At 42.7% G+C, this 24,686-nt stretch carries 28 protein-coding genes; 26 read left to right on the forward strand and 2 right to left on the reverse strand.

From position 1 onward, the window contains the following. The first annotated feature begins 133 nt into the window (after window positions 1–133). The 12 genes from nrdR (at window position 134) to greA (ending at window position 13,660) form a co-directional block, all read left to right on the forward strand. Window positions 134–607, forward strand: coding sequence for a transcriptional regulator NrdR (gene nrdR, locus NML76_RS05085; RefSeq protein ID WP_003005476.1), 474 nt, complete (start codon window positions 134–136; stop codon window positions 605–607). Then, window positions 608–1,786, forward strand: a complete 1,179-nt coding sequence (locus tag NML76_RS05090) for a DnaD domain protein (protein ID WP_049492437.1) — start codon at window positions 608–610, stop codon at window positions 1,784–1,786. Then, window positions 1,787–2,686, forward strand: coding sequence for a primosomal protein DnaI (gene dnaI, locus NML76_RS05095; RefSeq protein WP_003008404.1), 900 nt, complete (start codon window positions 1,787–1,789; stop codon window positions 2,684–2,686). Next, window positions 2,683–3,396, forward strand: a complete 714-nt coding sequence (locus NML76_RS05100) for a nitroreductase family protein (protein ID WP_049492441.1) — start codon at window positions 2,683–2,685, stop codon at window positions 3,394–3,396. Before dnaI ends, NML76_RS05100 begins: the two co-directional genes overlap by 4 nt. Window positions 3,397–3,453: 57 nt before the next feature. Continuing rightward, window positions 3,454–4,764, forward strand: a complete 1,311-nt coding sequence (gene der, locus NML76_RS05105; RefSeq protein WP_031575509.1) for a ribosome biogenesis GTPase Der — start codon at window positions 3,454–3,456, stop codon at window positions 4,762–4,764. 598 nt (window positions 4,765–5,362) lie between these two features. Further along, a complete protein-coding gene (locus tag NML76_RS05110) occupies window positions 5,363–8,461 on the forward strand; it encodes a DEAD/DEAH box helicase (protein ID WP_118227887.1) in 3,099 nt (1,032 codons plus the stop codon). A 55-nt stretch (window positions 8,462–8,516) separates the two neighbouring features. Beyond that, window positions 8,517–9,167 carry a cystathionine gamma-synthase gene (locus tag NML76_RS05115; protein ID WP_118227888.1) on the forward strand — a complete coding sequence of 217 codons (651 nt, stop codon included), beginning with the start codon at window positions 8,517–8,519 and terminating at the stop codon, window positions 9,165–9,167. A gap of 9 nt (window positions 9,168–9,176) precedes the next feature. Further along, window positions 9,177–10,511, forward strand: a complete 1,335-nt coding sequence (gene murC, locus NML76_RS05120) for a UDP-N-acetylmuramate--L-alanine ligase (RefSeq protein ID WP_118227889.1) — start codon at window positions 9,177–9,179, stop codon at window positions 10,509–10,511. An 81-nt stretch (window positions 10,512–10,592) separates the two neighbouring features. After that, on the forward strand, window positions 10,593–11,009 hold the full coding sequence (locus NML76_RS05125) for a GNAT family N-acetyltransferase (RefSeq protein WP_118227890.1): 417 nt from the start codon (window positions 10,593–10,595) through the stop codon (window positions 11,007–11,009). A 12-nt stretch (window positions 11,010–11,021) separates the two neighbouring features. Next, window positions 11,022–11,531: a GNAT family N-acetyltransferase gene (locus NML76_RS05130; RefSeq protein WP_173019408.1), complete on the forward strand. Its 510-nt coding sequence runs from the start codon at window positions 11,022–11,024 to the stop codon at window positions 11,529–11,531. Between the two features lie 71 nt (window positions 11,532–11,602). Continuing rightward, on the forward strand, window positions 11,603–13,120 hold the full coding sequence (gene mltG / locus NML76_RS05135; RefSeq protein ID WP_173018901.1) for an endolytic transglycosylase MltG: 1,518 nt from the start codon (window positions 11,603–11,605) through the stop codon (window positions 13,118–13,120). A gap of 57 nt (window positions 13,121–13,177) precedes the next feature. Next, window positions 13,178–13,660, forward strand: a complete 483-nt coding sequence (gene greA, locus NML76_RS05140) for a transcription elongation factor GreA (RefSeq protein ID WP_003005389.1) — start codon at window positions 13,178–13,180, stop codon at window positions 13,658–13,660. Between the two features lie 160 nt (window positions 13,661–13,820). On the opposite strand, the gene yidC is transcribed toward greA, so the two are convergent. Further along, window positions 13,821–14,738, reverse strand: a complete 918-nt coding sequence (yidC, locus tag NML76_RS05145; protein WP_003008377.1) for a membrane protein insertase YidC — start codon at window positions 14,736–14,738, stop codon at window positions 13,821–13,823. 77 nt (window positions 14,739–14,815) lie between these two features. Next, window positions 14,816–15,094: an acylphosphatase gene (locus NML76_RS05150; RefSeq protein ID WP_023918900.1), complete on the reverse strand. Its 279-nt coding sequence runs from the start codon at window positions 15,092–15,094 to the stop codon at window positions 14,816–14,818. A 73-nt stretch (window positions 15,095–15,167) separates the two neighbouring features. Here NML76_RS05150 and NML76_RS05155 point away from each other — a divergent pair, with 73 nt between their 5' ends. The 14 genes from NML76_RS05155 to yidD all read left to right on the forward strand — a co-directional run bounded on the left by NML76_RS05155 (window position 15,168) and on the right by yidD (window position 24,611). Next, complete coding sequence (locus tag NML76_RS05155; protein WP_151190821.1) at window positions 15,168–15,914, forward strand: RNA methyltransferase; 747 nt, start codon at window positions 15,168–15,170, stop codon at window positions 15,912–15,914. Window positions 15,915–15,996: 82 nt separating this feature from the next. Continuing rightward, on the forward strand, window positions 15,997–16,488 hold the full coding sequence (locus NML76_RS05160) for an HD domain-containing protein (protein ID WP_151190822.1): 492 nt from the start codon (window positions 15,997–15,999) through the stop codon (window positions 16,486–16,488). 28 nt (window positions 16,489–16,516) lie between these two features. Next, on the forward strand, window positions 16,517–17,203 hold the full coding sequence (locus NML76_RS05165) for a Bax inhibitor-1/YccA family protein (RefSeq protein WP_003008369.1): 687 nt from the start codon (window positions 16,517–16,519) through the stop codon (window positions 17,201–17,203). Window positions 17,204–17,298: 95 nt separating this feature from the next. After that, a complete protein-coding gene (locus tag NML76_RS05170; protein ID WP_003008367.1) occupies window positions 17,299–18,549 on the forward strand; it encodes a diaminopimelate decarboxylase in 1,251 nt (416 codons plus the stop codon). 55 nt (window positions 18,550–18,604) lie between these two features. Beyond that, window positions 18,605–18,850 carry a YneF family protein gene (locus tag NML76_RS05175; RefSeq protein ID WP_049492475.1) on the forward strand — a complete coding sequence of 82 codons (246 nt, stop codon included), beginning with the start codon at window positions 18,605–18,607 and terminating at the stop codon, window positions 18,848–18,850. Window positions 18,851–18,927: 77 nt separating this feature from the next. Continuing rightward, window positions 18,928–19,722, forward strand: coding sequence for a glutamate racemase (gene racE, locus NML76_RS05180; RefSeq protein ID WP_254732875.1), 795 nt, complete (start codon window positions 18,928–18,930; stop codon window positions 19,720–19,722). Further along, window positions 19,719–20,699 (forward strand): nucleoside-triphosphate diphosphatase, encoded by a 981-nt coding sequence (locus NML76_RS05185; RefSeq protein WP_049488452.1) that lies wholly within the window; start codon window positions 19,719–19,721, stop codon window positions 20,697–20,699. Before racE ends, NML76_RS05185 begins: the two co-directional genes overlap by 4 nt. Next, window positions 20,672–21,193, forward strand: a complete 522-nt coding sequence (locus NML76_RS05190) for a metallophosphoesterase (protein WP_254732877.1) — start codon at window positions 20,672–20,674, stop codon at window positions 21,191–21,193. The genes NML76_RS05185 and NML76_RS05190 overlap by 28 nt, the downstream gene beginning before the upstream one ends. Beyond that, window positions 21,190–21,651: a cyclic-di-AMP-binding protein CbpB gene (cbpB, locus tag NML76_RS05195; protein ID WP_003008353.1), complete on the forward strand. Its 462-nt coding sequence runs from the start codon at window positions 21,190–21,192 to the stop codon at window positions 21,649–21,651. The genes NML76_RS05190 and cbpB overlap by 4 nt, the downstream gene beginning before the upstream one ends. Continuing rightward, window positions 21,648–22,379, forward strand: a complete 732-nt coding sequence (xerD, locus tag NML76_RS05200; protein ID WP_254732879.1) for a site-specific tyrosine recombinase XerD — start codon at window positions 21,648–21,650, stop codon at window positions 22,377–22,379. Before cbpB ends, xerD begins: the two co-directional genes overlap by 4 nt. Beyond that, entirely contained in the window at window positions 22,379–23,098 is a 720-nt protein-coding gene (locus tag NML76_RS05205; RefSeq protein ID WP_024055478.1) for a segregation/condensation protein A, read from the forward strand. Before xerD ends, NML76_RS05205 begins: the two co-directional genes overlap by 1 nt. Continuing rightward, on the forward strand, window positions 23,082–23,651 hold the full coding sequence (scpB, locus tag NML76_RS05210; protein ID WP_254732881.1) for an SMC-Scp complex subunit ScpB: 570 nt from the start codon (window positions 23,082–23,084) through the stop codon (window positions 23,649–23,651). Before NML76_RS05205 ends, scpB begins: the two co-directional genes overlap by 17 nt. Next, window positions 23,641–24,372 (forward strand): pseudouridine synthase, encoded by a 732-nt coding sequence (locus tag NML76_RS05215; RefSeq protein ID WP_003005375.1) that lies wholly within the window; start codon window positions 23,641–23,643, stop codon window positions 24,370–24,372. The genes scpB and NML76_RS05215 overlap by 11 nt, the downstream gene beginning before the upstream one ends. Beyond that, window positions 24,369–24,611 carry a membrane protein insertion efficiency factor YidD gene (gene yidD, locus NML76_RS05220; RefSeq protein ID WP_024056192.1) on the forward strand — a complete coding sequence of 81 codons (243 nt, stop codon included), beginning with the start codon at window positions 24,369–24,371 and terminating at the stop codon, window positions 24,609–24,611. The genes NML76_RS05215 and yidD overlap by 4 nt, the downstream gene beginning before the upstream one ends. Window positions 24,612–24,686: the final 75 nt, after the last annotated feature.

Consider the following 24,686-nt stretch of genomic DNA (forward strand, 5'->3'; position numbering starts at 1 on the left):
TATTCAATCGTCCTTCGACTCTTTTTTATGGATCAATGAGGAGCAAGCATAGGGGATTCTCCTGTTCTTCTGCTTTCTTTACGATTCAATTTATGGTAAAATGAAGTGTTAAAACAGTTTAAGGAGGTAGCAAATGCGTTGTCCAAAATGTGGTGGAAGTAAGTCTAGTGTGGTGGATAGTCGACAAGCTGAAGATGGGAATACCATCCGTCGTCGCAGGGAATGCGAAGAGTGCCATTATCGCTTTACTACCTACGAACGAGTGGAAGAGCGGACTCTAGTGGTCGTCAAAAAGGATGGGACACGCGAGCAATTTTCTCGTGATAAAATCTTTAATGGTATTATCCGCTCAGCTCAAAAACGGCCTGTTTCTAGTGACGAAATCGAAGAAATTGTAAACCGGATCGAGCAAAAGGTTCGCAGCCAAAGTGATAATGAAATCAACAGTGAATATATTGGTTCGTTGGTCATGGATGAGTTAGCAGATCTAGATGAGATCACCTATGTCCGTTTTGCTAGTGTTTACCGGAGTTTCAAGGATGTCGGTGAGTTAGAGACCCTCTTGAAACAAATTACGAAGGGAACCAAGAAGAAAAAGGAAAAATAGATGAAGCCCAATACGCCTTTCGCATTTTTAAAAAATAATCTTCTTCCACCGGCAGGGGCTGCATTGGAGCAGTATTACCTGCCTATTTTGGAGACGGAAACAGTAGCAGTTTATCGTTATCTGCTCGCCTCTTATGATCAGGGTGAAAAACAATATTTACTTGCTCAAATCCTCAATCACTTAAATATAGGATTTCCACAGTTGCTACTCGCCTTTGATCGCTTAATTGCTATGGGGTTGATCGATCTCTATGAGGAAGAAGTTGGGATCACCATCCAGTTACATGCTCCTCTTGCCTCAGAACAATTTTTTTCGAATGCTGTTTTCAAACGCTTGCTTGAAAAAAAGATTGGGGAAAAGGCCGTGGAGGATCTGCTCCCAGCACGCTCTTTAGGGACTAGACGGCAAGTTTCCTTCTCGCAAGTCTTTGGACTAGATGCTGGGGAGGTGACTGTTCTTCCAAGTAAGAAACAGCAGTTTGATATGGAGATGTTTAAGCGAATGATGGGGCGTGATGGACTTCGTTTTGTGGATGAAGGAGAAGCAACCCTAGCCCTCTTTGCCATCGCAGAAGAGCAACAATGGACCTGGTATGAAACTTATCTTTTAGCGAAAGAAACAGCTGTAGACCGGATTGTCTCTCCAAAGAGAATGAAGCAAAAGTTGGCTCAGGCGAGCCAAGAGCAACCACGCATGTCCTATAGCCGTCAGGAAGAAACCATTCTGAGGGAAGCTAAGGCAAAATCCAGCCTACAATTTCTAGCAGAGATTAAGAAGGCGCGCAATGCGACCATTACGCAGAGCGAACGCAAGACATTATCCAAGTTAGCTGATCTAGGCTTACTAGACGAGGTGATCAATATTATCTTGTTGTTGACCTTTAACAAGACCCAGTCTGCTAATCTCAATGAAAAGTATGCTTTGAAGGTGGGAAATGATTTTTCTTATCAAGGGGTCAACAGTGCAGAACTAGCGATTTTAAAAGTTCGAGAACGCCAGGAACAAGCTAAAGCTCAAGGAAACAAGGGGACGAGTCCTACATCAGCCAAGGGCAAGAACAGCAATGTTCCCAAGTGGAGCCAACCAAACTATCAAAATCAAACCAGTCAAGCAGAAAAGGTGGATCTTGCTAAAGAGAAACAACGCCTATTAGAAAAACTGAATCAAGGAGGTGAGTAGATGGAAAGTGTAGGTCAAACCATGTCTCACATGAACCGTGCGCGTCAATTTAACTATGAGGATTTGGTCGCACAGATCTTGGCAGACCAAGAAGTGGCTGCCTTTATCAAGGACCAGTCTTTGTCTGAACAAGAAATTCGACGGAGTATTTCAAAATTTAATCAATACATTAGTGAACGCAACCGTTTCTTATTGGGAGATCCGGATTATATTGCCAAAGGTTATAAGCCCATCCTCACCATGAATGAAGGCTATGCGGATGTCGCTTATGAGGAAACGCCAGAGTTAATCGAAGCCCAAAAACGAGCTGCGATCAACCAACGTCTCAACTTGATCAATCTCCCTTCAACCTTGAAAGAAGCGAGTCTAGCCAAGGTGGAACTCGATGATAAGGGGCGATTTGAGGCCTTTGAAGAATTAGCTAATTTTGTGGCCAACTATCCTGAATATCAAAAGGGGATCTACCTCTATGGTGATTTCGGAGTAGGAAAGAGCTACATGATGGCAGCCTTGGCTCATGATTTATCCGAAAAACGCCAGGCCTCTACTACCCTACTTCATTTTCCAAGTTTTGCTATCGATGTTAAAAATGCCATCAGTTCAGGCTTGGTCAAAGAAACCGTCGATCAGGTGAAAAAAGCCGAAATTTTAATTCTCGATGATATAGGTGCGGAACAGATGTCAGCCTGGGTGCGAGATGAAATCTTACAAGTGATTTTGCAGCACCGAATGCAGGAAAATCTCCCAACCTTCTTTACTTCTAACTTTAATTTTGAAGAGTTGGAACGTCATTTTGCAGCTTCGCGTAATGGAGATGAAACCTGGCAGGCCAAACGGGTCATGGAGCGCGTGAAATTTTTAGCCAAGGAAATCCATCTGGAAGGAGTCAATCGCCGATGAATGAAACCATCCGTTTAATGAAATCTCATTTTTCTGTTCGCCGTTTTAAGGAAGAAGCCATCAAAGAAGCTGACCTCAAGGAAATTTTATCAGCTGGGCAGATGGCATCAAGTTGGAAAAACTTTCAGTCTTATTCTGTGATTGTGGTCAAAAGCAAGGAAAAGAAAGAAGCTCTTTACGACTTTCTTCCTCAAGAAGCGATTCGCCAATCAGCCGTCTTTCTCCTCTTTGTTGGGGATTTAAACCGCGCTGGAAAAGCTGTCAAACTTCATGAGCAGGATTTCCATCCTGAAGGGGTGGACAACTTACTGATCACCTCAGTGGATGCGGCTCTAGCAGCTCAAAATACGCTATTGGCAGCTGAAAGTCTCGGCTATGGTGGAGTGATTATCGGCATGTTGCGCTACTGTTCAGAAGAAGTCGCAGAACTCTTCCGTCTGCCAGACTATACCTATCCTGTTTTTGGGATTGCTCTCGGAGTACCTAATCAGCAGCATGCAGTGAAACCACGTTTGCCATTGGAGCAGGTTGCTTTTGAAGAAGAATACCAAGAACAAGACCCATCAGTTGTGACTGCCTATGACAAGGTTCAGGCAGATTATGCTGGAGCGCGTGCAACAGACAGCTGGAGCGAGCGCCTTGCAGCTCAATTTGGTCAACCTGAACAAGAAGAGACCAAAAAACTACTAGAAAAACACAAACTATTATGAAATGAAGAGAGGCGTTCTTGAACCGAGGTCTCGCCTTTCATTAGAAAAGAGGAAATCATGGCCCTACCAACTATTGCGATTGTAGGCCGTCCCAATGTCGGAAAATCTACACTCTTTAACCGGATTGCCGGTGAGCGGATTTCCATCGTTGAGGATGTAGAAGGAGTCACTCGTGACCGCATTTATGCAACAGCTGAGTGGTTGAATCGAAAATTTAGTATCATCGATACGGGGGGAATTGATGACGTAGATGCCCCATTTATGGAGCAAATCAAGCATCAGGCAGAAATTGCCATGGACGAAGCAGATGTGATCGTCTTTGTTGTTTCTGGAAAAGAAGGGATCACGGATGCGGATGAATATGTCACTCGTATCTTGTATAAGACCCATAAACCGGTGATTCTTGCAGTCAACAAGGTGGATAACCCAGAGATGCGCAATGATATCTATGACTTTTATGCCTTAGGACTGGGCGAGCCACTACCGGTATCCTCTGTCCACGGGATCGGAACTGGGGATGTGCTCGATGCCATCATCGAAAATCTTCCGAATGACACAGAAGAAGAAAATCCAGATATCATCAAATTTAGCTTGATTGGTCGTCCAAATGTTGGGAAATCAAGCTTGATCAATGCGATCCTTGGAGAAGACCGGGTCATCGCAAGCCCTGTTGCTGGAACCACACGGGATGCCATCGATACCCATTTTACCGATGCAGATGGCCAAGAATTTACCATGATCGATACAGCTGGTATGCGCAAATCTGGTAAAATCTATGAAAACACTGAGAAATATTCTGTCATGCGTGCCATGCGTGCCATCGACCGCTCAGATGTGGTTTTGATGGTTATCAATGCCGAAGAAGGGATTCGGGAGTATGACAAACGGATCGCTGGCTTTGCTCATGAAGCTGGTAAAGGTATGATCATTGTTGTCAACAAATGGGATACCATTGAAAAAGACAACCATACCATGAAGCAGTGGGAAGATGACATTCGCGATCAATTCCAATACCTTTCTTATGCGCCGATTGTTTTTGTCTCTGCCTTAACCAAACAACGCTTGCACAAGTTGCCAGAGATGATTAAACAGATCAGTGAGAGTCAAAATACACGAATTCCTTCAGCTGTCTTGAACGATGTGATTATGGATGCCATTGCCATTAATCCAACGCCGACCGACAAAGGAAAACGTCTCAAGATCTTCTATGCGACACAAGTGGCAACCAAGCCGCCAACTTTTGTGGTCTTTGTTAACGAAGAAGAACTGATGCACTTCTCATACCTCCGTTTCTTGGAGAACCAAATTCGCAAGGCCTTTGTTTTTGAAGGAACTCCAATCCATTTGATTGCGCGAAAACGGAAGTAGGGAATATGAGACAAATGGATCAAAGTGGAGAAGGATATTTCAAATGATAAAACGCTCATTCTTCCAACTATGAAAACAACTAAAAGTAGCGCAAAAGCGTTGCTTTTTTTAATAAGCTGGTAAAATGAAGTGGAGGATAGTCAGATGCATAGTTTCATAGTCCGGATATTCTTTATTCCTTATGCTTTTTTAAGGATGAGTAGAGTAAACTCATGAAGATCATGAGAGCTTTAGGTTTGTGTACTTATTATTTAAAATCTATCTGTATCTCTTGTTTCTCGGTTCGATCGTAAGCTTGGAGCTCTTGATCCTATTGTTGGGGATTTTATTAAAAAATAGGTCGTATTTTTTGTGGGCTATCGGGATCTTTCTCCTCTCTATTTAGCTATTCTGTCTATTGTTCGCTCAGACGGTTAAAAGAGAAAAATCATGGATAGCTGATTGAGGTAACTCTATTACGAAATCAGGTGAAAAGCTGGGACAAGACTGTCTCAGTTTTTTTCTAAAAGTAAGTTAAAATCCTTTTAATAGTAAAATTATCTTTTCTAATTTTATCTTAAATATGGTATAATAAAGGGATTAATCTAAGGTGGTAAACATGGCAAAATTAATTCCTGGGAAGGTTCGTTCACAAGGGAGCCTTCTCTATGAAGCTGGGAAAGTTTCCCTTCAGGAAGTAAAAGAAAAATACCTATATTTTCGGGTGGAAGAAGAAAGCTTGCGGTACAGTTTGGACGACGATGCTGTTTTTTGTAGCTGTGCTTTCTTTCAAAAGAAAAAATTCTGTACACATCTAGCAGCTGTGGAAGCTTTTTTGAAGAATGATGACAGTGGGAAAGCAGCTCTTGCAAGTCTTGAAGAAGACGCCACGGCGACTGAAGAAACGCAGGAGAAGGTCTCTTTTGGAAGTTTGTTTTTAGACCAGGTCCTTCCAAAAATCGAAAAGAAAGAAACACGCTATGTCTTATCAGCAGTCGGGCAGGAGGATGAATACTCTGGTCAATTCTTGTGGACCCTTCGCATTCGTCGCTTGCCAGACGAGCGCTCTTATGTGATCAGAGATGTACTAGCTTTTTTGCAGACCATTCAGAAAGAAAGCCATTTTGCAATTGGAAAAAGTTACTATGAACCTATTTCTTACTTAGAATTTGATGGTCCTAGTCAGGATGTGATCAATTTCCTACAAGGCTTGGTCACAGATAGTGGATCAAAAGAGCAAGATTTCTTTCCCAATGCTGGGCGCCATCTTTATTTTCCACCGACTCTCTTTGAAGAAGCTGTAGAATTACTAATGAATTTGGATTCCTTCCTTTTGCAATATAGCATGTATGATTTTTCTGAAGTCTATTTTCAGGATGTCCATGGGGAGGAAGATCTCTTTCATTTTCAGGTGGAAGACCATGGTGATTTTTACGAATTGATCATTACTGAGCCACAAGTGAAGGTTGTCGAGTCTGCTGTTTACCTGTTTCGAAATGGTGTCTTCTATCACCTGACGCCCCAACAGCGAACCCTATGGAAGGCCATCCAAGATCTTCCAATGGATCAGGATCGCAAAAAACGCCTGCATTTTGATCCAACGGACCAAACAAAGCTTTCCTATAGTTTAAAAGAGTTCAAAAAACTGGGACAAATAACCGCACCGACCAGCTTTTTAATCCACGATTTCACTCCGGAATTTCATTTTGATCTAGCACAGGATCAGACTGTATTACTGGATGTTGTCTTTCAATACCAGGATCGTGTGGTGACCACGCGTGAGGAACTTCTCAATCTTCCTTATTCTAGTGATTTCGATAAGGAGCAAGAAGTCTTTTCAACCATGCTAGCAGCAGGCTTTACAGACGACTTTTCTTCCCAAAGAAGTCCTTTATCAAGTGAGCAAATCTATCCATTCTTTCACCAACAGATCCCGACTTTTGAAGCCTTAGGAGAGATTACCCTCTCTGATAGCCTTTTAGATCTTTATCAAGTGGAGCGCCCAAAAATTGATGTTAAAACCAATGGCAGTCTACTGGAGATCGGTTTTGACTTTGAAAGTGTGGATCCAGCTGAAGTGGACCAGGTCCTCAAAGCTTTAGTGGGGCAAGAAGATTATTTTGTCAGCCATACAGGGAAGGTCCTTGTTTTTGATGAAGAAACCAAGAAAATCAGTCGAGCCCTAGCAGATCTGCGGGCGAAAATGAGCAAGGGTGGGAAACTACAAGCCCGCCGGATTGCCGCTTATCAGCTATCTGATTTGTTGGCAGATCAAGACAATGTTCATTTTTCAGAAGAATTTCGAAATTTAGCTCATGATTTGACTCATCCAGAAGACTTCCAACTCCCTCAGATGACAATCCAAGCGACCCTAAGGGATTACCAAGAAACAGGGGTCAAATGGTTCTCCATGTTAAATCATTATGGTTTTGGTGGTATTTTAGCGGATGATATGGGGCTTGGGAAAACCCTGCAGACTATTTCCTTCTTGACCAGTGTTGCAAAAAAAGAAACTAAAATCTTGATTCTAGCTCCATCTAGTCTCATCTACAATTGGAAACAAGAATTTTCAAAATTCGCTCCTCAGATGGAAGTGGCAGTCGTCTATGGTCTCAAGCAACACCGAGATGAACTCATCGCAACCAATCCACAGGTAGTTATCACTAGTTACGCGTCTTTCCGTCAAGATGTGGAGGAATACCAGAAGAATCAGTATGAGTACTTGATTCTAGATGAAGCCCAGGTCATGAAAAATGCCCAAACCAAGATTGCCCAACACTTACGTGGCTTTGAGGTTCCGCATGTGTTTGCCTTATCTGGGACACCGATTGAAAATCATGTGGGTGAACTCTGGTCTATTTTCCAAATTGTCCTTCCAGGGCTCTTCCCAGCTAAAAGAGAATTTCAAAAATTGAGTCCTGAGACCATTGCGCGTTTTGTCAAACCTTTCGTCATGAGACGGAAAAAAGATGAAGTGCTCCAAGAATTACCGGACTTAATTGAAACAACCTACCACAATGAGTTGGATGAAAGTCAAAAAACGATCTATTTGGCTCAATTAAAACAAATTCAAGATCGGGTTCGAAGCTCTAGCGAGGAAGAACTAAATCGGAGCAAGGTGGAAATTCTCTCTGGCCTCATGCGCCTTCGCCAAATCTGTGATACCCCCGCCCTCTTTATGGAGGACTATCAAGGAGATAGTGGGAAATTGGAGAGCCTTCGAGATCTTTTGGGGCAAATCAAGGATGGCGAACACCGGGTTTTGATCTTCTCTCAATTCAGAGGCATGCTGGATATCCTAGAGCAGGAAATTGACCAGCTTGGCATGACCTCCTTTAAAATCACAGGTTCCACTCCCGCTAAAGATCGTCAAGAAATGACCAATGCCTTTAATGCAGGTGAGCGCCATGCTTTTCTCATTTCTTTGAAGGCTGGAGGGGTCGGATTAAACCTCACTGGTGCCGATACGGTCATCTTAGTCGATTTGTGGTGGAATCCTGCAGTGGAAGACCAGGCTATTGGACGTGCCCATCGAATGGGACAGGAACAAAATGTTGAAGTTTACCGCATGATTACCCGGGGCACGATTGAAGAAAAAATCCAAGAACTGCAAGCTTCTAAAAGACACTTGGTCTCGACGATTTTAGATGGAACGGAAACACGATCCAGCTTATCGGTTGAGGAAATTCGTGAGATTCTTGGAATTCCGTCAGAATAGCTTGAAAAATTCTGTGAATAGTTTATAATTAATGGAGTGTCGAAAGGAAGAAAGCATGACAGAAAAATATTTTCCTCAAGTAGGGGATAATGAGTTGATGTTAACAGAGATGCCCCACATGAACCTGTATGATGAAACAGATTTGATTAGTAACATTACAGGCGACTATGTGGATAAAAATTATTTGGAATGGCAACCGATTGCTGAAAATACCAAACCCAAGCATCCTTACCATCAACCACTAGAAGAGCCCCTACCGAAAAGACGGCCAGTAAGAAAACCTGATTTTAAAGAGCCGATTGATAAAAAAAGCCCTGCCAATCGTTATGCAGAGGAAGCGAGAGAGCGTGCGCGTGAAGATCTGAAAAAGAAACGCACAGCCCCCTATCTGACAACGGATCCAGCAGCTACTACAAGTAAGCGGAAAAAACCGTTTGTTTCAGAACGGAAACCTGGCCAGCCAACAGCTCCCTTCCAAAAGGAAAATCCGGGTGAATTATTGAAATATAGCAAACGATTGCGACAAGATCAGTTGATCCTTGCAGAGTTCGAATCTGCAGGAGAACCAGAAGTGGCAGAACCGACTGAAAAGAAAAACAATTATGATTTCTTAAAGACTAGCCAAATATACAATAAAGATCAACACAAGTTGAAACCACAGCCAATCAAACAAGAATTGGATTTAACCCATCTAGATCAAGAATAAGGAGAAAACATGTCTAACACATACCATTTTATTGGAATTAAAGGAGCAGGGATGAGTGCTTTAGCCCTCATGCTTCACCAAATGGGACATACTGTTCAAGGGTCAGATGTTGAGAAGTATTACTTTACGCAACGTGGCTTGGAACAAGCAGGAATTCAAATTTATCCATTTGATGTTAAAAATTTGGAAGGCGACAAGATCCTCATTGCCGGGAATGCTTTCCGTCCAGATAACAATGTGGAAATCGCTTATGCAGATGAGCATGGCCTAACCTATAAACGCTACCATGAATTCCTTGGTGAATTTATGTGTGACTTTGTCAGCATGGGGGTTGCCGGAGCACACGGGAAAACCTCAACAACAGGGATGCTTTCGCATGTCTTATCAAATATCACTGATACCAGTTATTTGATTGGTGACGGGACAGGTCGTGGCTCTGAAGCAGCCAAATACTTTGTATTTGAATCAGATGAGTATGAACGCCACTTTATGCCTTACCATCCTGAATACAGTATCATCACCAATATTGACTTCGACCATCCAGATTATTTCACGAGCTTAGAAGATGTCTTTAATGCCTTTAACGATTATGCCAAACAAATCAGCAAAGGCCTCTTCATCTACGGAGAAGACAAAGAATTGCGTCGGATTACCTCATCAGCACCAATTTATTACTATGGTTTTGATAAGGAGACGAACGATTTTGTGGCAAGCAACTTGCTTCGTTCAACGACTGGTTCAACCTTCAACGTTCATTTCCGTGGAGAAGATTTGGGACAATTCCATATCCCAACTTTTGGCCGCCACAACATCATGAATGCCACAGCAGTCATTGGTTTGCTTTACATTGCAGGATTTGATTTAGATTTAGTCCGCGAGCATTTGAAGACCTTTGCTGGAGTGAAACGTCGCTTTACTGAAAAAGTAGTCAATGGAACAGTGATCATCGATGACTTTGCGCACCATCCAACGGAAATTATTGCAACCTTGGATGCAGCCCGTCAAAAATACCCAAGTAAAGAGATTGTGGCTATTTTCCAACCACATACCTTTACACGGACCATTGCCTTGTTGGATGAATTTGCTGAAGCCTTGAATCAAGCAGATGCTGTTTACTTGGCACAGATCTATGGTTCTGCACGGGAAGTCGATCACGGCGATGTGAAAGTTGAAGATTTGGAAGCAAAAATTGTCAAACGTTCAGCGATTATTACAGCTGAGAATGTTTCTCCTCTTCTTGACCATGAAAATGCGGTCTATGTCTTTATGGGAGCAGGAGATATTCAAACCTATGAATACTCATTTGAGCGTTTATTATCTAGTTTGACACATAGTGTACAATAAGAGATGATTGAGTCTGGAATCGATTGGTTCCAGACTCAAATTTATCTGTCCACTGAAGGAGTATGAGATGAGGAAAGCAGGATGATGATTCGATCAATCACCCCAGCTGATCAAGAACAGTTGCTGTTGCTAGAAGAAGAACTTCATGACAATGAAGAAAAGAAGCACAAGGCCACTCTTGAGGAAGCGCTAGGTTCGAAGGAAGCCATTTCTTTGCTTGCAGAGCAGGCGGGGGATGCTGTGGCTTACTTGTTGGCGACAGAAGACCAGCCTTTAAAAAGAGACCTAATTGTATTGCGACTAGCAGTGAGACCAGCCTTTCAAGGTCAAGGCTATGGTTCTATTTTGATCGCTGCTTTAAAGGATCTAGCTGTTCAAAAGGAAAAGGAAGCCATTTGGATCGATTGCCCAGAAGACTTACTATCTTATTTTTCCCAGCAAGGATTTCGAGATGAAGCTGAGTCTGATCGAGGTGTCCATATGGTTTGGGAACGATAGAAGGAGTAAATGATGAAAGAAAAGATTCACATTAGACAGGCAGAGCTGCAGGATTTGGATGCCATCGAGCGCATTGAGCTTGAAAATTTCTCAGAAGAAGAAGCGATTGCGCGTGAGATTTTAAAAGATCACATCGAAAAGATTCAAACGACATTTCTTGTAGCAGAGTGCCAAGGTCAGATCTTAGGCTATTTAGAAGGACCTGTTAGACCGGAGCGCTATTTGATCGATTCCTCTTTTTCAGAGGTTGAAGATCTAAGCCATCTAGAACAGGGCTTTATTTCCATTACGAGTCTATCCATTGCTAAAGAAGCCCAAGGGCTAAGGGTTGGAACCCTCTTGCTTGAGGCAATGAAAGAGATTGCGGTGAAAGATAATCGCCAAGGGATCAATTTGACCTGTCATGATTATTTGATTCCTTATTACGAAAAGCAAGGATTTACCAATGAAGGTCTTTCAGAATCCCAATATGCGGGTGAAGTTTGGTACAATCTGGTCTGGGAAAACGAAAACCTTGATTAAATAGGTATTTTGAAGAAGAAGATCGATTTGTATTGCTTTTCTAAATCTTTTAAGATATAATATTAAGGATTATGATGAGGGAGGTCAATTATTTGACTGATAAATCACAAGACAGTGAGAAGTTATTAAGCTTCAAAGAGCAGATCCTCAGAGACTTAGAAGAGGCCAATGAGCAACTTCTAAAGATCGAAAAAGAGTATGATCTACCTGATCGAAGCATTGAAACCCCTTCTTCACTGAAAGAGGAGGAAGAAGCAACACCACCTCCAAAAGTAGAAGAATCTGCGTTGGCTCCCAAAGAAGAACCAGTGGAGCCAGAAAAGGCGACTCCTGCTGTGGAAGAAAAGAGTGAGCTTCCAAAGCCTGCTCCAAAAGAACCAAGTCAGGAACCGGTAGAGGAAAGCTTATCGCGCTCTTCTCGTAACCAGCGCCAACAAAAACAAAAGAAACAAAATAAAATCGCTAAACGAATTGTGCGGACAGTGGTCAGCCTTTTGCTGATTGTGATCGTGGCTACAGGGATCTTTGCTGTGACCTATATCCATTCAGCTGTCAAGCCGATGGATAAAAATGCAACAGAATTCGTAACGGTTGAGATTCCAGCAGGTTCAAGTAATCGTGAGATTGGCGCGATCCTTGAGAAAAAAGGACTCGTGAAAAATGGCCAGTTCTTTAACTACTATACCAAGTTCAAGAACTATAGCAATTTCAAATCCGGTTATTTCAATTTGCAAAAGAGCATGGATCTAGAAACCATCATCCAAAAACTGCAAGAAGAGGGAACCAAAACTCCTCAGGCTCCAGTTCTTGGAAAGGTCACGATTCCAGAAGGCTATACGATTGATCAGATTGCGACGGCTATCACCGCCGATGTCTCCACTAAGAAGGCAGGCAAGACTCCATTCAAGAAAGAAGATTTCTTGAAGGCTGTCCAAGACGATGCCTTTATTGAGAAGATGGTGGCCAAATATCCTAAGCTCTTGGCGAATCTGCCAAGTAAGGATTCTGGTGTTCGCTACCGTTTAGAAGGTTATCTCTTCCCAGCTACTTATAACTATGGGAAAGATACCACAGTGAAAGAGATGATCGATCAGATGCTTGCGGCAATGGATCAAAACTTAAGCCCATACTATGAAACACTTGAGAGCAAGAACATCAATGTAAACGAAGTATTGACTCTTGCTTCCTTGGTTGAAAAAGAAGGGGCGACGGATCAGGACCGCAAAGATATCGCGAGTGTCTTCTATAACCGTTTGAACCAAGACATGCCTTTGCAAAGTAATATTGCAATTCTTTATGCAGAAGGGAAACTTGGTCAAAAGACGACCTTAAAAGAAGATGCAACGATCAATACAGAGCTGGATTCACCTTATAATATTTATAAGAATACCGGCTTGATGCCTGGCCCAGTGGATAACCCTGGAGTATCAGCGATCGAAGCGGCGGTGAACCCAAGTAAGACCGATTACTTGTATTTTGTCGCAAATGTCGAAAATGGTGAAGTTTTCTTCGCTAAGACATACGAAGAACACAATAAAAATGTTGAAGAACATGTCAATAGTAAATTGACACAAGCAAGTTCAAACTAGAAAAAGCATGTGGCGCGTCCACAGCTTTTTCATTCAAATAATAGAAAGAGAAGAATAATGGCAGAAAAAACATACCCAATGACCCTAGCAGAAAAAGAAAAATTGGAACAAGAATTAGAAGAATTGAAATTGGTCCGTCGACCTGAAGTGGTGGAACGGATTAAGATCGCTCGTTCGTATGGTGACCTCTCAGAAAACTCTGAGTACGAAGCAGCAAAAGATGAACAAGCTTTTGTGGAAGGTCAAATCTCTAGCTTGGAAACAAAAATCCGTTATGCGGAAATCGTCGATAGTGATGCTGTTGCAGTAGACGAAGTTGCGATCGGAAAAACCGTTACAGTTCAAGAAGTTGGCGAAACAGATGAAGAAGTATACAGCATCGTTGGTTCAGCAGGGGCAGATGCCTTTGCAGGAAAGATCTCTAACGAAAGCCCAATCGGTCACGCTTTGATTGGTAAGAAGACAGGTGACGTTGTCACTGTTGAGACACCAGCTGGAAGCTACCAAGTGAAAATTTTGAACGTAGAAAAAACAGCGTAACTATAAAACGCAAGCCCTCCAAGAGGGCCTATTTTTTTGTGCTCTTAATCTCCTTGTGAGGGTGAAAATTCTACGTTGACTGACTGAACGGTATCAAAAAAGCACTTGAACCCAAGGGTTCAAGTGCTGCTCTATTTTCGCTAGAATTTAGTAGTTTGTACTACTTTCTATTGCGTTGTTTTCCTGCATTGCGGTTGTTTTTTGGTTTGTGTTGAATTTGTGTGGTCGCAGTTGGTGTGACGTCTTTTTTCACACGGTGACTAGTCGCTTTTGGAGGATTGTTTTTGTATTCCTCAGCGACCCGTTTGCGAAGATTTGGACGAATCAAGTAGTTGATGACAAATTGTTGGATAATTTGGATCACCCCACCGACTACCCAGTAAAGAGTCACTCCGGCTGAAGAGATCAATGAGAAGACACCGATCATAATCGGACTCATCAGTGATGCTTTACGCATGCTTTCCTTTTGGGTTTCATCTTCAATTCCATGAAGAGAAAGCATACTTTGGATATAGTAAAGAACTGCTACGATAGCCGTCAAGAGCAAGCTTGGTTTACCAAGAGCAATGCCAAGGAAGCTACTATCTGCTACCCCTTTGGTGTGCTGAGCTGCAAAGAAGAGAGCAGAGAAGAATGGCATTTGGATCAAGAGTGGCAAACACCCAACTCCACCAAACATGCTAACTCCATTTTCACGTTGAGCAGCCATTAATTCCTGTTGCGCCAATAGCTTTTCTTCTTGTGTGCTAGCGTTCTTCATGCGCTCTTGGATTGGCCCAAGGATAGGTTTTAAGTAGTTCATCTTTTCAGATTGGTAGGTTGCCTTCCATGATTGGTACAAACCAAGTGGCAAGATGATTAACCGCACGATCAAGGTGACGATAATAATCCCGATCCCAAAGCCCAAGCCAAGGTTGTTGGCAAAGAATTTGATGGCTTCGCCCATTGGACGGCCAAGAAGATTCCAGATCAGTCCAGTCGGATTTCCAGTTTTCCGATCGACACTCACGCATCCTGACAAGAAGACAAGCGAAGCTAGTCCCATCGATGCAAGTAATGCAAGTTTATTTTTTTTCACAAATAGTTCCTTCTTTTTTTTAATGTTACCTTTCTATTCTACTGTTTTTTTTGAAAATACACAATAGTTCTCTAGTCTTAATTTGCAATTTTAAAGTCTGTATAGTTTTCAAAGTTTGCGAGCGTAACATCTAAATAAGTCACATGTGCAAAAGGTGTAGGACCTTTGCGAATTTCTTGAATGAATTTGGCCATTTGGCTACTAGACTCTGCCTGGGCCAGAATGCCAACCGTTCCGTCGTCATTATTCCAGACACGGCCAGTAATCCCACCGATCTCTAAAGCAAGACTGTACACTCCCCAGCGAAAGCCAACCCCTTGAACCCGTCCTTGGGCAATCATTTTTACCTTTTGCATGTGCGACCTCCTTGACTCGAAGAAATCTATCTGAGGCATGATTTCTTCTTTTTCTTTGTGCTATAATAGTTCTATGAATATTATAACGTCTAAATCCAATAATGTAATCAAAAATGCTAAAAAATTACATCAAAAAAAATACCGGACAGATTCTTATCTCATTGAAGGCTGGCATCTGTTTGAAGAGGCAGTAGAAAATCATGCGAAGATTCGGCAGGTCTTTGTTTTAGAAGCCTATTTAGACCGGGTAGAGGACATCCAAAAAGTCACTATCGTGACTCCGGAGATCTTAAGCCTCTTGGCAGATTCGAAGACTCCTCAAGGGATTGTCGCAGAGATTCTTCTAGAGCAGCCAGAGCTTCGGGATCAGCTACAAGGACGCTTCCTCTATTTGGAGGATGTACAGGATCCTGGCAATGTAGGGACGATGATTCGAACAGCAGATGCAGCAGGCTTTGATGGTGTCATGCTATCGAAAGCCTCCGCTGATCTATACAGTCTCAAGACCCTTCGATCCATGCAGGGCAGTCATTTTCATATTCCTATCTGGAAACTGGATCGAGAAGAACTTTTGGAACAAGCTAAAGAATCTCATCTACCAGTACTTGCAACGACCCTTTCAGATGCGTCCATTGATTACCGTCAGCTTCCTCAGACCGATCAGTTTATCCTGGTTATGGGCAATGAAGGAAATGGCATCAGCCAGGAAATGGCGGCACAAGCAGACCAGCTGGTTCATATTCCCATGCCAGGTCGGGCAGAGAGTTTGAATGTTGCAGTGGCAGCTGGAATTTTGATGTTTTCTTTAAGGAAATTTTGAGAAAAAGAAGTATACTTAACCTGTAAGAAGAAGTTGATGGATGTTTTATTGGGAGAGCCTATCAACGAAAGGTGGTGATCTGATGCAATATCATCGTGACAAAGAATACATGACCTATGTGGGACATTTGATCCAGCATCCGAAGGTTCAAAAATTAGCAGACATTCCCCACCATATTCATTCCAATCGTTTGGAGCATTCCATTCATGTAAGCTATACAAGCTATAAACTGGCTAAAAAATTTGGTTGGGATGCTAAAAGTACGGCTCGGGGTGGCCTCTTGCATGACCTCTTTTACTATGATTGGCGCGAGACCAAGTTTACGAAAAGTCACGCCTGGATCCATCCCCGCATTGCCGTGAGAAATGCACGAAAGATCACAGAACTCAATGCCAAGGAAGAAGACATCATTATTAAACACATGTGGGGAGCTACCCTTGCTCCGCCTCGCTACAAAGAATCCTTCGTAGTGACGATGGTGGATAAATACTGGGCTGTTAAGGAAGCTTCAGAACCTTGGCGTAAAAAGATGGCCAAAAGGAGATTTTTTCATCGAAAAATGTTAAAATCATAGTAAACAAATTTGAAAGGAACTTGTTTATATGTATAATGATTCAGTAATCCAAGAACAAAGTGGATTGAATGCTTTTTATAACAAAATCTACTCATTAGTTGGGATCGGTGTTGGGATTTCAGCCCTTGTCTCTGGCCTGATGATGACGGTCTTTCAAGATTTCTTCGTTCAAATCTTGACAACAGCACCCATGGTTTACTATGCAGCAGTGGTTGTAGAATTGATCTTGGTCTTTGTTGCAAGTGGGAAGGCTGTTAAAAATAGCCCGTCTGCTCTTCCGATCTTCTTGATCTACTCAGCTTTGAATGGCTTTACCTTGAGCTTTATCATTGCTCGCTACATGCAAGCGACTGTCTATAAGGCTTTCTTGGTCAGTGCCTTGATGTTTATTGTCATGGGAGCTATCGGACGCGTCGTGAAAAAAGACCTGTCTGGTATGGGACGCGCCTTGATGGGTGTCTTGATCGGTGTGATCATCGCTTCTGTTGTGAACATGTTCTTGAGAAGTTCTGGAATGGACTATATCTTGAGTATTATCTCTGTTTTCCTCTTTGCAGGATTGACAGCTTGGGATAACCAAAAGATTCGCTATGTCTATGATCAAACAAATGGTCAACCTGCTACAGGTTGGGCAGTAGCGATGGCTTTGGAACTTTATCTTGACTTTATCAACCTCTTTATCAGCCTTCTTCGTATCTTCGGAAGAAACGACTAATCAAAGAGAGATTGAGCTGGGGCAGTTGCCTCGGCTTTTTTTGTCTTCCGACTTGTGCTATACTAATAGTGACTAAAGTATAGAAATGAGCGCTTATGAAAACACCTTTTGTAACCCGTGAACAATTAGAAAGCCTGACCCAAGAATTCCCTACCCCTTTCCATCTCTATGATGAAGCAGGAATTCGTGAAACGGCTCGTGCCCTCCATCAAGCTTTTGCTTGGAATGAAGGATTTAAGGAATATTTTGCCATCAAGGCGACTCCTAACCCATCGATCCTAAAAATTTTGCAAGAAGAGGGATGTGGTGTCGACACTGCCAGCTATGTCGAATTGTTAATGGCGGATAAACTGGGCTTTAGTGGAAAAGAAATCATGTTTTCTTCTAACAACACGCCAGCTGATGAATTTGTCTATGCTAGAGAATTAGGGGCAACGATCAATCTGGATGCCTATGAAGACATTGCTTTCTTGAAGTCTGTGACCAGCATCCCCAAGGTCATTTCTTGCCGCTATAATCCTGGTGGAGTTTTTGAACTGGGAACCGATATTATGGACAATCCGGAAGAAGCCAAGTTTGGAATGACCAAGGAGCAATTGATTCAAGCCTTTATTGAGTTGAAAGAACTAGGTGTGGAAGAGTTTGGTATTCACGCTTTATTGGCTTCTAATACTGTATCCAACGACTACTATCCAGAGTTAGCGCGTCAACTTTTTGAATTGGCAGTAGAAGTCGTCGAGAAAACAGGTGTCCACTTGGGCTTCATCAACCTCTCTGGTGGAGTTGGGGTCAATTACAAACCAGAGCAAGAACCAAATGATATTGCCATTATTGGGGAAGGTGTGCATCGCGTTTTTGATGAGATTCTCAAACCGGCAGGACTTGGTCATGTGAAAATCTATACCGAGCTTGGTCGCTTTATGCTGGCTTCACACGGCCTCCTGGTAACAAGAGTCACTCATAAAAAGAAAACCTACCGGACCTATGTTGGCGTCGATGCTTCTGCTGTGAATCTTCTCAGACCGGCTATGTACGGTGCTTATCACCATATTACCAATATGGATCGTCCAGATGGACCAACTGAAGTGGTTGATGTCGTGGGAAGTCTCTGTGAAAATAACGATAAATTTGCCAAACAACGAGAACTACCCGTGACGGAGATTGGAGATTTACTTGTGATCCATGACACTGGAGCCCATGGATTTTCAATGGGGTATCAGTACAATGCTAAGTTGCGTTCTGCAGAAGTTTTGCTTCAAGAAGATGGGCAGGCCCGTTTGATTCGTCGAGCAGAAAAACCAGAAGATTATCTTGCGACACTCTACGGCTTTGACATTGAAAAATAAGCGATTGTCTGATATAATGATAGTTATGTAAAAATAATGGATCGGAGAAAATTTTATGAATCTCTTTTTAGGAATTTTGTTGATTATTTTAGCTTTCTTTGGTGGGATGGTTGCAGGAATGTTCTTGCTTCGTCGTCAATTTGAAAAAGAATTTGCATCAAACCCACGTTTGAATGTTGAAGCAGTCCGTACGCTTTTAGGTGCCAGCGGCCAACGTCCAAGCGAAGCAAAAGTTCAACAAGTCTATCGCCAAATTGTGAACCAACAAAAATCAGCAATGGCGAAAAGCAAGAAAAAATAAGAGTGGGGCAATCTCACGATAATAAATGAGAGGGGCTTGGAGGAATTTCTTAGTCCCTCCTTTTGGAAGGAAGAGATATGGATAACCGACCGATTGGTTTTTTAGATTCTGGCGTAGGGGGCCTAACTGTTGTCCGCGAATTGCTCCGTCAGCTTCCTCACGAAGATGTCGTCTATATTGGAGATTCAGCGCGTGCACCTTATGGTCCTAGACCAGCAGACCAAATTCGCGAGTATACTTGGCAGATGGTGAACTTCCTTCTGACCAAAAATGTCAAGATGATTGTCTTAGCCTGTAATACAGCGACGGCAGTTGTTTGGGAAGAAGTCAAGGAGAAAATTGATATTCCCGTTTTAGGAGTGATTTTGCCCGGAGCTTCGGCAGCCATTAAATCGACGACCCATCAAAAAATTGGGGTCATTGGGACACCGATGACGGTTTCTTCTGGAATTTATAAAGAGAAGATTCAAAGTCTGGCACCAGACATGGAAGTCAGCAGTTTAGCTTGTCCCAAGTTTGTTCCTTTAGTAGAATCAAACGAGTTGGCATCCAGTGTGACCAAAAAGGTGGTTTACGAAACCCTAAAACCACTAGTTGGAAAGGTTGATACCTTAGTCTTGGGATGCACCCATTATCCCCTTTTAAAACCGATCATTCAAAATGTGATGGGACCGGATGTCAAATTGATTGATAGTGGGGCAGAGTGTGTTCGGGATATTTCCGTTTTATTAAACTATTTTGAGCTCAATAAGAGTCGCGAACTCTTAGAGCAGACCCACCGCTTTTATACCACTGCAAATGCCAATAGCTTTGCAGCGATTGCCGAAAAATGGCTAGAACGTTCAGTGAATGTGGAGCACATAAATTTATGAGTGACAAACTATTTGAATACAAAGATCCCCAAGATTGGTATATTGCCCAATGGGGAGAAGATGCAGACTACAACCAATTTAGTCAAGTTCCTGCGGAAGCTTCCACTCTGTTAGACCAGCTGGAACTTCTCTTTGCCAAGGATCCTGAAGGATTCCCTCTCAATCTATCGGTGATGCGCTATGGTTCAGCCTTCCGTTTTCTAACCTTTTTGACCGAAATCTTGAATGAAGTCAAGGGAAGAGCTTTTGAGATTGTACAGCGTCAAGGAGCCTTGCTCTTGGTTGAAAAAGGGAAATTGCTCTATTTGCATTTGCCAAGTGATGGGGTGGATTTGGAAGCCTTCTTGGGTCAAGACAAGGTCAAAGATACGATTCTTATTGCGACTCGAAATGAGGGAAAAACCAAAGAATTCCGTAATATGTTTGAAAAGCTGGGCTTTGAAGTGGAAAATCTCAATCAATACCCAGAGCTTCCAGAAGTCGAAGAGACAGGTATGACCTTTGAAGAGAATGCCCGCCTAAAAGCTGAAACCATTGCAGAGCTAACTGGGAAAACAGTCTTAGCGGATGATTCAGGTTTGAAGGTGGATATCTTGGGAGGCTTACCAGGAGTTTGGTCAGCTCGCTTTGCGGGAGTTGGTGCGACAGATGCGGAAAACAATGCGAAATTGTTGCACGAATTGGCCATGGTTTTTGACTTGAAAGATCGCTCAGCTCAGTTCCATACGACCTTGGTGGTTGCAAGACCAGGCAAGGAAAGCCTAGTGGTGGAAGCAGATTGGCCAGGGTATATTAATTTTGAGCCCAAAGGGGAACATGGCTTTGGATATGACCCTCTCTTCTTAGTTGGGGAAACGGGCCGTGCTGCTGCTGAATTAACGCTAGAAGAAAAAAATACACAATCACATCGTGCTTTAGCTGTTAAAAAGTTATTGGAGGTATTTCCATCATGGCAAAGCAAACAATCATCGTTATGAGTGACTCGCATGGAGACCGCTCCATTGTTGAAGCTATTAAAGAAAAATACCTAGGTCAGGTCGATGGGATCTTTCACAATGGGGATTCTGAACTAAAAAGTGATGATCCTGTCTGGGAAGGGATCCACGTTGTCCAAGGAAATATGGATTTTTATGAAGGCTATCCGGAACGCTTGGTGACCCAACTGGGGCCAACACGGATCATCCAGACCCACGGACATCTCTTCCAGATCAATTTTAGTTTTCAAAAATTGGATCTGTGGGCCCAAGAGGAGGAAGCAGATATCTGTCTATACGGCCACCTTCATATCCCAGATGCTTGGAAGGAAGGAAGAACCCTCTTTGTGAATCCTGGATCCATTAGCCAACCTCGTGGTCTGATTCGCGAGTGTTTGTATGCCAAGATAGAGATTACCGATTCGAACTTCAAGGTAGAGTATTATACGCGAGATCATGAATTGTACCCTGAATTGACAAAGGAGTTTAGCAGATGATAGCAAAGGAATTTGAGCGTTTCTTACTGGCGCAGGAAGAGACGTTCTTAACTCCTGCCAAAAATTTAGCGGTCTTGATTGATACCCACAATGTAGACCATGCGGTTTTGCTGTTGAGTCAGATTAGCTATAGTCGCATCCCGGTAGTGACGGATGAACGCAAGTTTGTGGGGACGATCTCCCTAACGGATATTCTATCTTATCAATTGAAACACGAGATTCCTGAGGAGACTTTTGCTTCGATGGATATCGTAGACGTTGCAAAGAAGGAGGTCGGGGTCATCGGCTTAGACTTCAATTTGACAGAAGTCCTTCACAAGTTGGTGGATGACTCCTTCTTATCAGTGGTGGATGAAGAAGGTTATTTCCAAGGGATTATTACGCGGAAATCGATCCTCAAAGCCATCAATTCGCTCATGCATAATTTTTCAAATGAATACGAGATGATTCCAAAATGAAAGAATTTATTGCAAGTTTTATTGATCAAAAAGAATTAAGTGAAAATTCTCAGTCAGCCTATTTCTATGATTTGGACCAGTTTATTGAGTCGATCCATGGAAAAGTGACGCCCACAAATTTGAGAATTTACCAAGCTTCGATTAAAGATTTTAAACCGGCGGTCCAAAAACGAAAATTATCCGCCGTCAACCAATTTTTATATTATTTGTATCAAGAACGCTTTATTTCTGAATACCATCGTTTGGTCTTGCCTAAAATTCAACCGGCCAAAACCCATGATCGGGAATTGTTGGATCTGACCCATTTTTGGGAAGAATCAACCAACTCTCAGGGACGCTTGATGGCCTTGTTGATTCTGGAGATGGGCTTATTGCCAAGTGAGATCCTCCAAGTCAAAGTCGAAGATATTCAGCTGGACTTTCATGTCATTCGAGTGGGCAAAGATGGCCAAAAACGGGTTTTAAAGGTTCCAGAGCCGTTACTGGATGAATTGCAACTCTTCCTAGATGGTGTTTATCTTTTTGATAATAAAGGAAAATCATACTCCCGTCAGTGGGGATTCCGACAATTAGAAGCCTTCTTGATCGAAAAAGGGAATCAAGACCTTTCGGCACAATCGATTCGTGAGCAATATATTTTGAAACAACGTGAACTCGGTGTGGATCTCTTTAGTATTGCGCGTGAATTGGGCCTAAAAACCATGGTGACATTAGAAAAATATAAATAATGGATATTAAAATTAAAGATTTTGAAGGGCCTTTGGACCTCTTGCTCCACTTGGTCTCTAAATACCAGATGGATATCTATGAGGTCCCCTTGATTGAGGTGATTGAACAGTATCTGGCTTATCTGGCGACTCTCCAGGCAATGAAACTAGAGGTGGCAGGGGAATACATGCTGATGGCTAGTCAACTAACCTTGATCAAGAGTCGAAGACTTCTTCCTAAGGTCGCAGAGGAGATGGATGAAGCAGAGGATCTAGAGCAGGACCTCCTTTCTCAACTGGAAGAGTACCGTACTTACAAGCAATTAGGAGAGTTGATGGCCTCGCAGCACGAGGAGCGCGCCCTCTATTATTCGAAACCGAAGATGGAATTGGTCTATGACGATACCGAATTACTTCATGATCGCACCACGGTGGATCTCTTCTTGGCTTTCTCAAAACTATTGACCAAGAAAAAAGAAGAATTCCGCCAGAACCATACAACCATTGTCAAGGATGAATACAAGATTGAGGATCTGATGGACCAGCTGCGTCACCGATTCCACGATCGTTCACAAGTTCTCTTGCAGGACTTGTTTCTAGAAGCAGCGGATCTCCAAGAGGTCATTACCCTATTTCTTGCAACCCTTGAATTAATCAAGATTCAAGAGGTCACAGTGGTACAGGATAGGGCTTTTGGAGAAATTTACTTAAATAGGATTGAACATGAGCAAATTAGCTGAAATTGAAGCACTCTTATTTGTAGCGGGTGAAGAAGGAATTACTGCCAGACAAATCGCAGATCTTCTCTCTTTACCCCCAACAGGTGTGGTGCAAAGTTTAGAAAAATTGGCCCAAAAATACCAGGAGGACTCAGATACCAGTCTGTGTTTGATGGAGACAGCTTCCCGTTATAAATTGGTGACAAAGGCAGACTACGCTTCGGTTTTACGAGACTATTCTAGAACGCCTATGAACCAAAGTTTGTCTCGGGCTGCCCTTGAAACCTTGTCAATCATTGCTTATAAGCAACCGATCACCCGCGTGGAGGTCGATGACATTCGAGGCGTCAATTCCAGTGGTGCTATTACCAAACTACTGTCATTTGATCTGATCCGTGAAGATGGAAAAAAAGAAGTCCTCGGGCGTCCTAATTTGTATGTTACGACGGAGTATTTTTTGGATTACATGGGGATCAATCATTTGGAGGAATTGCCAAAGGTTGAGGAAGTGGACATCGATCCAGAAGAAGGTCAATTATTTTCAGAGAGAACAGAGGAACTAGATGAGAATTAACAAATATATTGCCCATGCAGGCGTGGCTAGTCGTCGCAAGGCCGAAGAACTGATCAAGCAAGGCTTGGTGACGGTCAATGGCCAAGTTGTGCGTGAATTAGCGACCATTATTAAGACCGGTGATCAGGTTGAAGTAGAAGGTACTCCAATCTACAACGAAGAAAAGGTCTACTATCTTTTAAATAAGCCACGTGGCGTCATCTCTAGTGTATCGGATGATAAAGGGCGGACAACAGTCGTTGACCTTTTATCTCAAGTGCCAGAGCGTATCTACCCAGTGGGACGTTTGGACTGGGATACATCTGGTGTCTTGATTTTGACCAATGATGGTGATTTTACAGATGAGATGATTCACCCACGTAATGAGATTGATAAGGTCTATGTGGCGCGTGTCAAAGGGATTGCCAATAAGGAAAATTTGCGTCCCTTGACACGAGGGGTGACCATTGATGGCAAGAAAACCAAGCCAGCGACTTACGAGATCTTAAAAGTGGATGTTGAAAAGAACCGTTCAGTGGTTCAGTTGACCATTCATGAAGGGCGTAACCACCAGGTTAAAAAGATGTTTGAAGCTGTCGGACTTTTAGTGGATAAACTCTCCCGGACCCAGTTTGGAAATTTGGACGTCTCAGGACTACGTCCGGGTGAATACCGTCGCTTGAACAAAAAAGAAATCAGCCAACTGCACAATCTAGCAGTAACTAAATCTAAAAAAGCATGAAAACAATCCTGATTGCACTGGTCAGAGGCTATCAAAAATGGATTTCTCCCCTATTTCCGCCTTCTTGTCGCTTTCAACCGACCTGTTCCAATTATATGATCCAAGCGATTGAACGTTTTGGTGTGAAAGGTGTCTTGATGGGGATTGCAAGGATTCTACGTTGCCATCCTGGAAGCCAGGCGGGACCAGACCCCTTGCCAGACCATTTTAGTCTGAAGCGAAATGAAGAATCAAAATAGGACGATCGCAAATAAACAGAAACACCCTTAGAAATTATTTTTCTAAGGGTGTTGATTTTGTACTAGAGTTGTCTA

Source organism: Streptococcus sp. CF8_Ac1-9 (genome assembly GCF_024295565.1).
GTDB classification, from domain to species: Bacteria; Bacillota; Bacilli; order Lactobacillales; family Streptococcaceae; genus Streptococcus; species Streptococcus parasanguinis_X.

Excerpts from the sequence above, each read along its gene's own strand:
- nrdR (WP_003005476.1), top strand. The coding sequence starts at position 134 with ATGCGTTGTCCAAAATGTGGTGGAAGTAAGTCTAGTGTGGTGGATAGT.
- NML76_RS05090 (WP_049492437.1), top strand. The coding sequence starts at position 608 with ATGAAGCCCAATACGCCTTTCGCATTTTTAAAAAATAATCTTCTTCCA.
- dnaI (WP_003008404.1), top strand. The coding sequence starts at position 1,787 with ATGGAAAGTGTAGGTCAAACCATGTCTCACATGAACCGTGCGCGTCAA.
- NML76_RS05100 (WP_049492441.1), top strand. The coding sequence starts at position 2,683 with ATGAATGAAACCATCCGTTTAATGAAATCTCATTTTTCTGTTCGCCGT.
- der (WP_031575509.1), top strand. The coding sequence starts at position 3,454 with ATGGCCCTACCAACTATTGCGATTGTAGGCCGTCCCAATGTCGGAAAA.
- NML76_RS05110 (WP_118227887.1), top strand. The coding sequence starts at position 5,363 with ATGGCAAAATTAATTCCTGGGAAGGTTCGTTCACAAGGGAGCCTTCTC.
- NML76_RS05115 (WP_118227888.1), top strand. The coding sequence starts at position 8,517 with ATGACAGAAAAATATTTTCCTCAAGTAGGGGATAATGAGTTGATGTTA.
- murC (WP_118227889.1), top strand. The coding sequence starts at position 9,177 with ATGTCTAACACATACCATTTTATTGGAATTAAAGGAGCAGGGATGAGT.
- NML76_RS05125 (WP_118227890.1), top strand. The coding sequence starts at position 10,593 with ATGATGATTCGATCAATCACCCCAGCTGATCAAGAACAGTTGCTGTTG.
- NML76_RS05130 (WP_173019408.1), top strand. The coding sequence starts at position 11,022 with ATGAAAGAAAAGATTCACATTAGACAGGCAGAGCTGCAGGATTTGGAT.
- mltG (WP_173018901.1), top strand. The coding sequence starts at position 11,603 with ATGATGAGGGAGGTCAATTATTTGACTGATAAATCACAAGACAGTGAG.
- greA (WP_003005389.1), top strand. The coding sequence starts at position 13,178 with ATGGCAGAAAAAACATACCCAATGACCCTAGCAGAAAAAGAAAAATTG.
- NML76_RS05150 (WP_023918900.1), bottom strand. The coding sequence starts at position 15,094 with ATGCAAAAGGTAAAAATGATTGCCCAAGGACGGGTTCAAGGGGTTGGC.
- NML76_RS05155 (WP_151190821.1), top strand. The coding sequence starts at position 15,168 with ATGAATATTATAACGTCTAAATCCAATAATGTAATCAAAAATGCTAAA.
- NML76_RS05160 (WP_151190822.1), top strand. The coding sequence starts at position 15,997 with ATGCAATATCATCGTGACAAAGAATACATGACCTATGTGGGACATTTG.
- NML76_RS05165 (WP_003008369.1), top strand. The coding sequence starts at position 16,517 with ATGTATAATGATTCAGTAATCCAAGAACAAAGTGGATTGAATGCTTTT.
- NML76_RS05170 (WP_003008367.1), top strand. The coding sequence starts at position 17,299 with ATGAAAACACCTTTTGTAACCCGTGAACAATTAGAAAGCCTGACCCAA.
- NML76_RS05175 (WP_049492475.1), top strand. The coding sequence starts at position 18,605 with ATGAATCTCTTTTTAGGAATTTTGTTGATTATTTTAGCTTTCTTTGGT.
- racE (WP_254732875.1), top strand. The coding sequence starts at position 18,928 with ATGGATAACCGACCGATTGGTTTTTTAGATTCTGGCGTAGGGGGCCTA.
- NML76_RS05185 (WP_049488452.1), top strand. The coding sequence starts at position 19,719 with ATGAGTGACAAACTATTTGAATACAAAGATCCCCAAGATTGGTATATT.
- NML76_RS05190 (WP_254732877.1), top strand. The coding sequence starts at position 20,672 with ATGGCAAAGCAAACAATCATCGTTATGAGTGACTCGCATGGAGACCGC.
- cbpB (WP_003008353.1), top strand. The coding sequence starts at position 21,190 with ATGATAGCAAAGGAATTTGAGCGTTTCTTACTGGCGCAGGAAGAGACG.
- xerD (WP_254732879.1), top strand. The coding sequence starts at position 21,648 with ATGAAAGAATTTATTGCAAGTTTTATTGATCAAAAAGAATTAAGTGAA.
- NML76_RS05205 (WP_024055478.1), top strand. The coding sequence starts at position 22,379 with ATGGATATTAAAATTAAAGATTTTGAAGGGCCTTTGGACCTCTTGCTC.
- scpB (WP_254732881.1), top strand. The coding sequence starts at position 23,082 with ATGAGCAAATTAGCTGAAATTGAAGCACTCTTATTTGTAGCGGGTGAA.
- NML76_RS05215 (WP_003005375.1), top strand. The coding sequence starts at position 23,641 with ATGAGAATTAACAAATATATTGCCCATGCAGGCGTGGCTAGTCGTCGC.
- yidD (WP_024056192.1), top strand. The coding sequence starts at position 24,369 with ATGAAAACAATCCTGATTGCACTGGTCAGAGGCTATCAAAAATGGATT.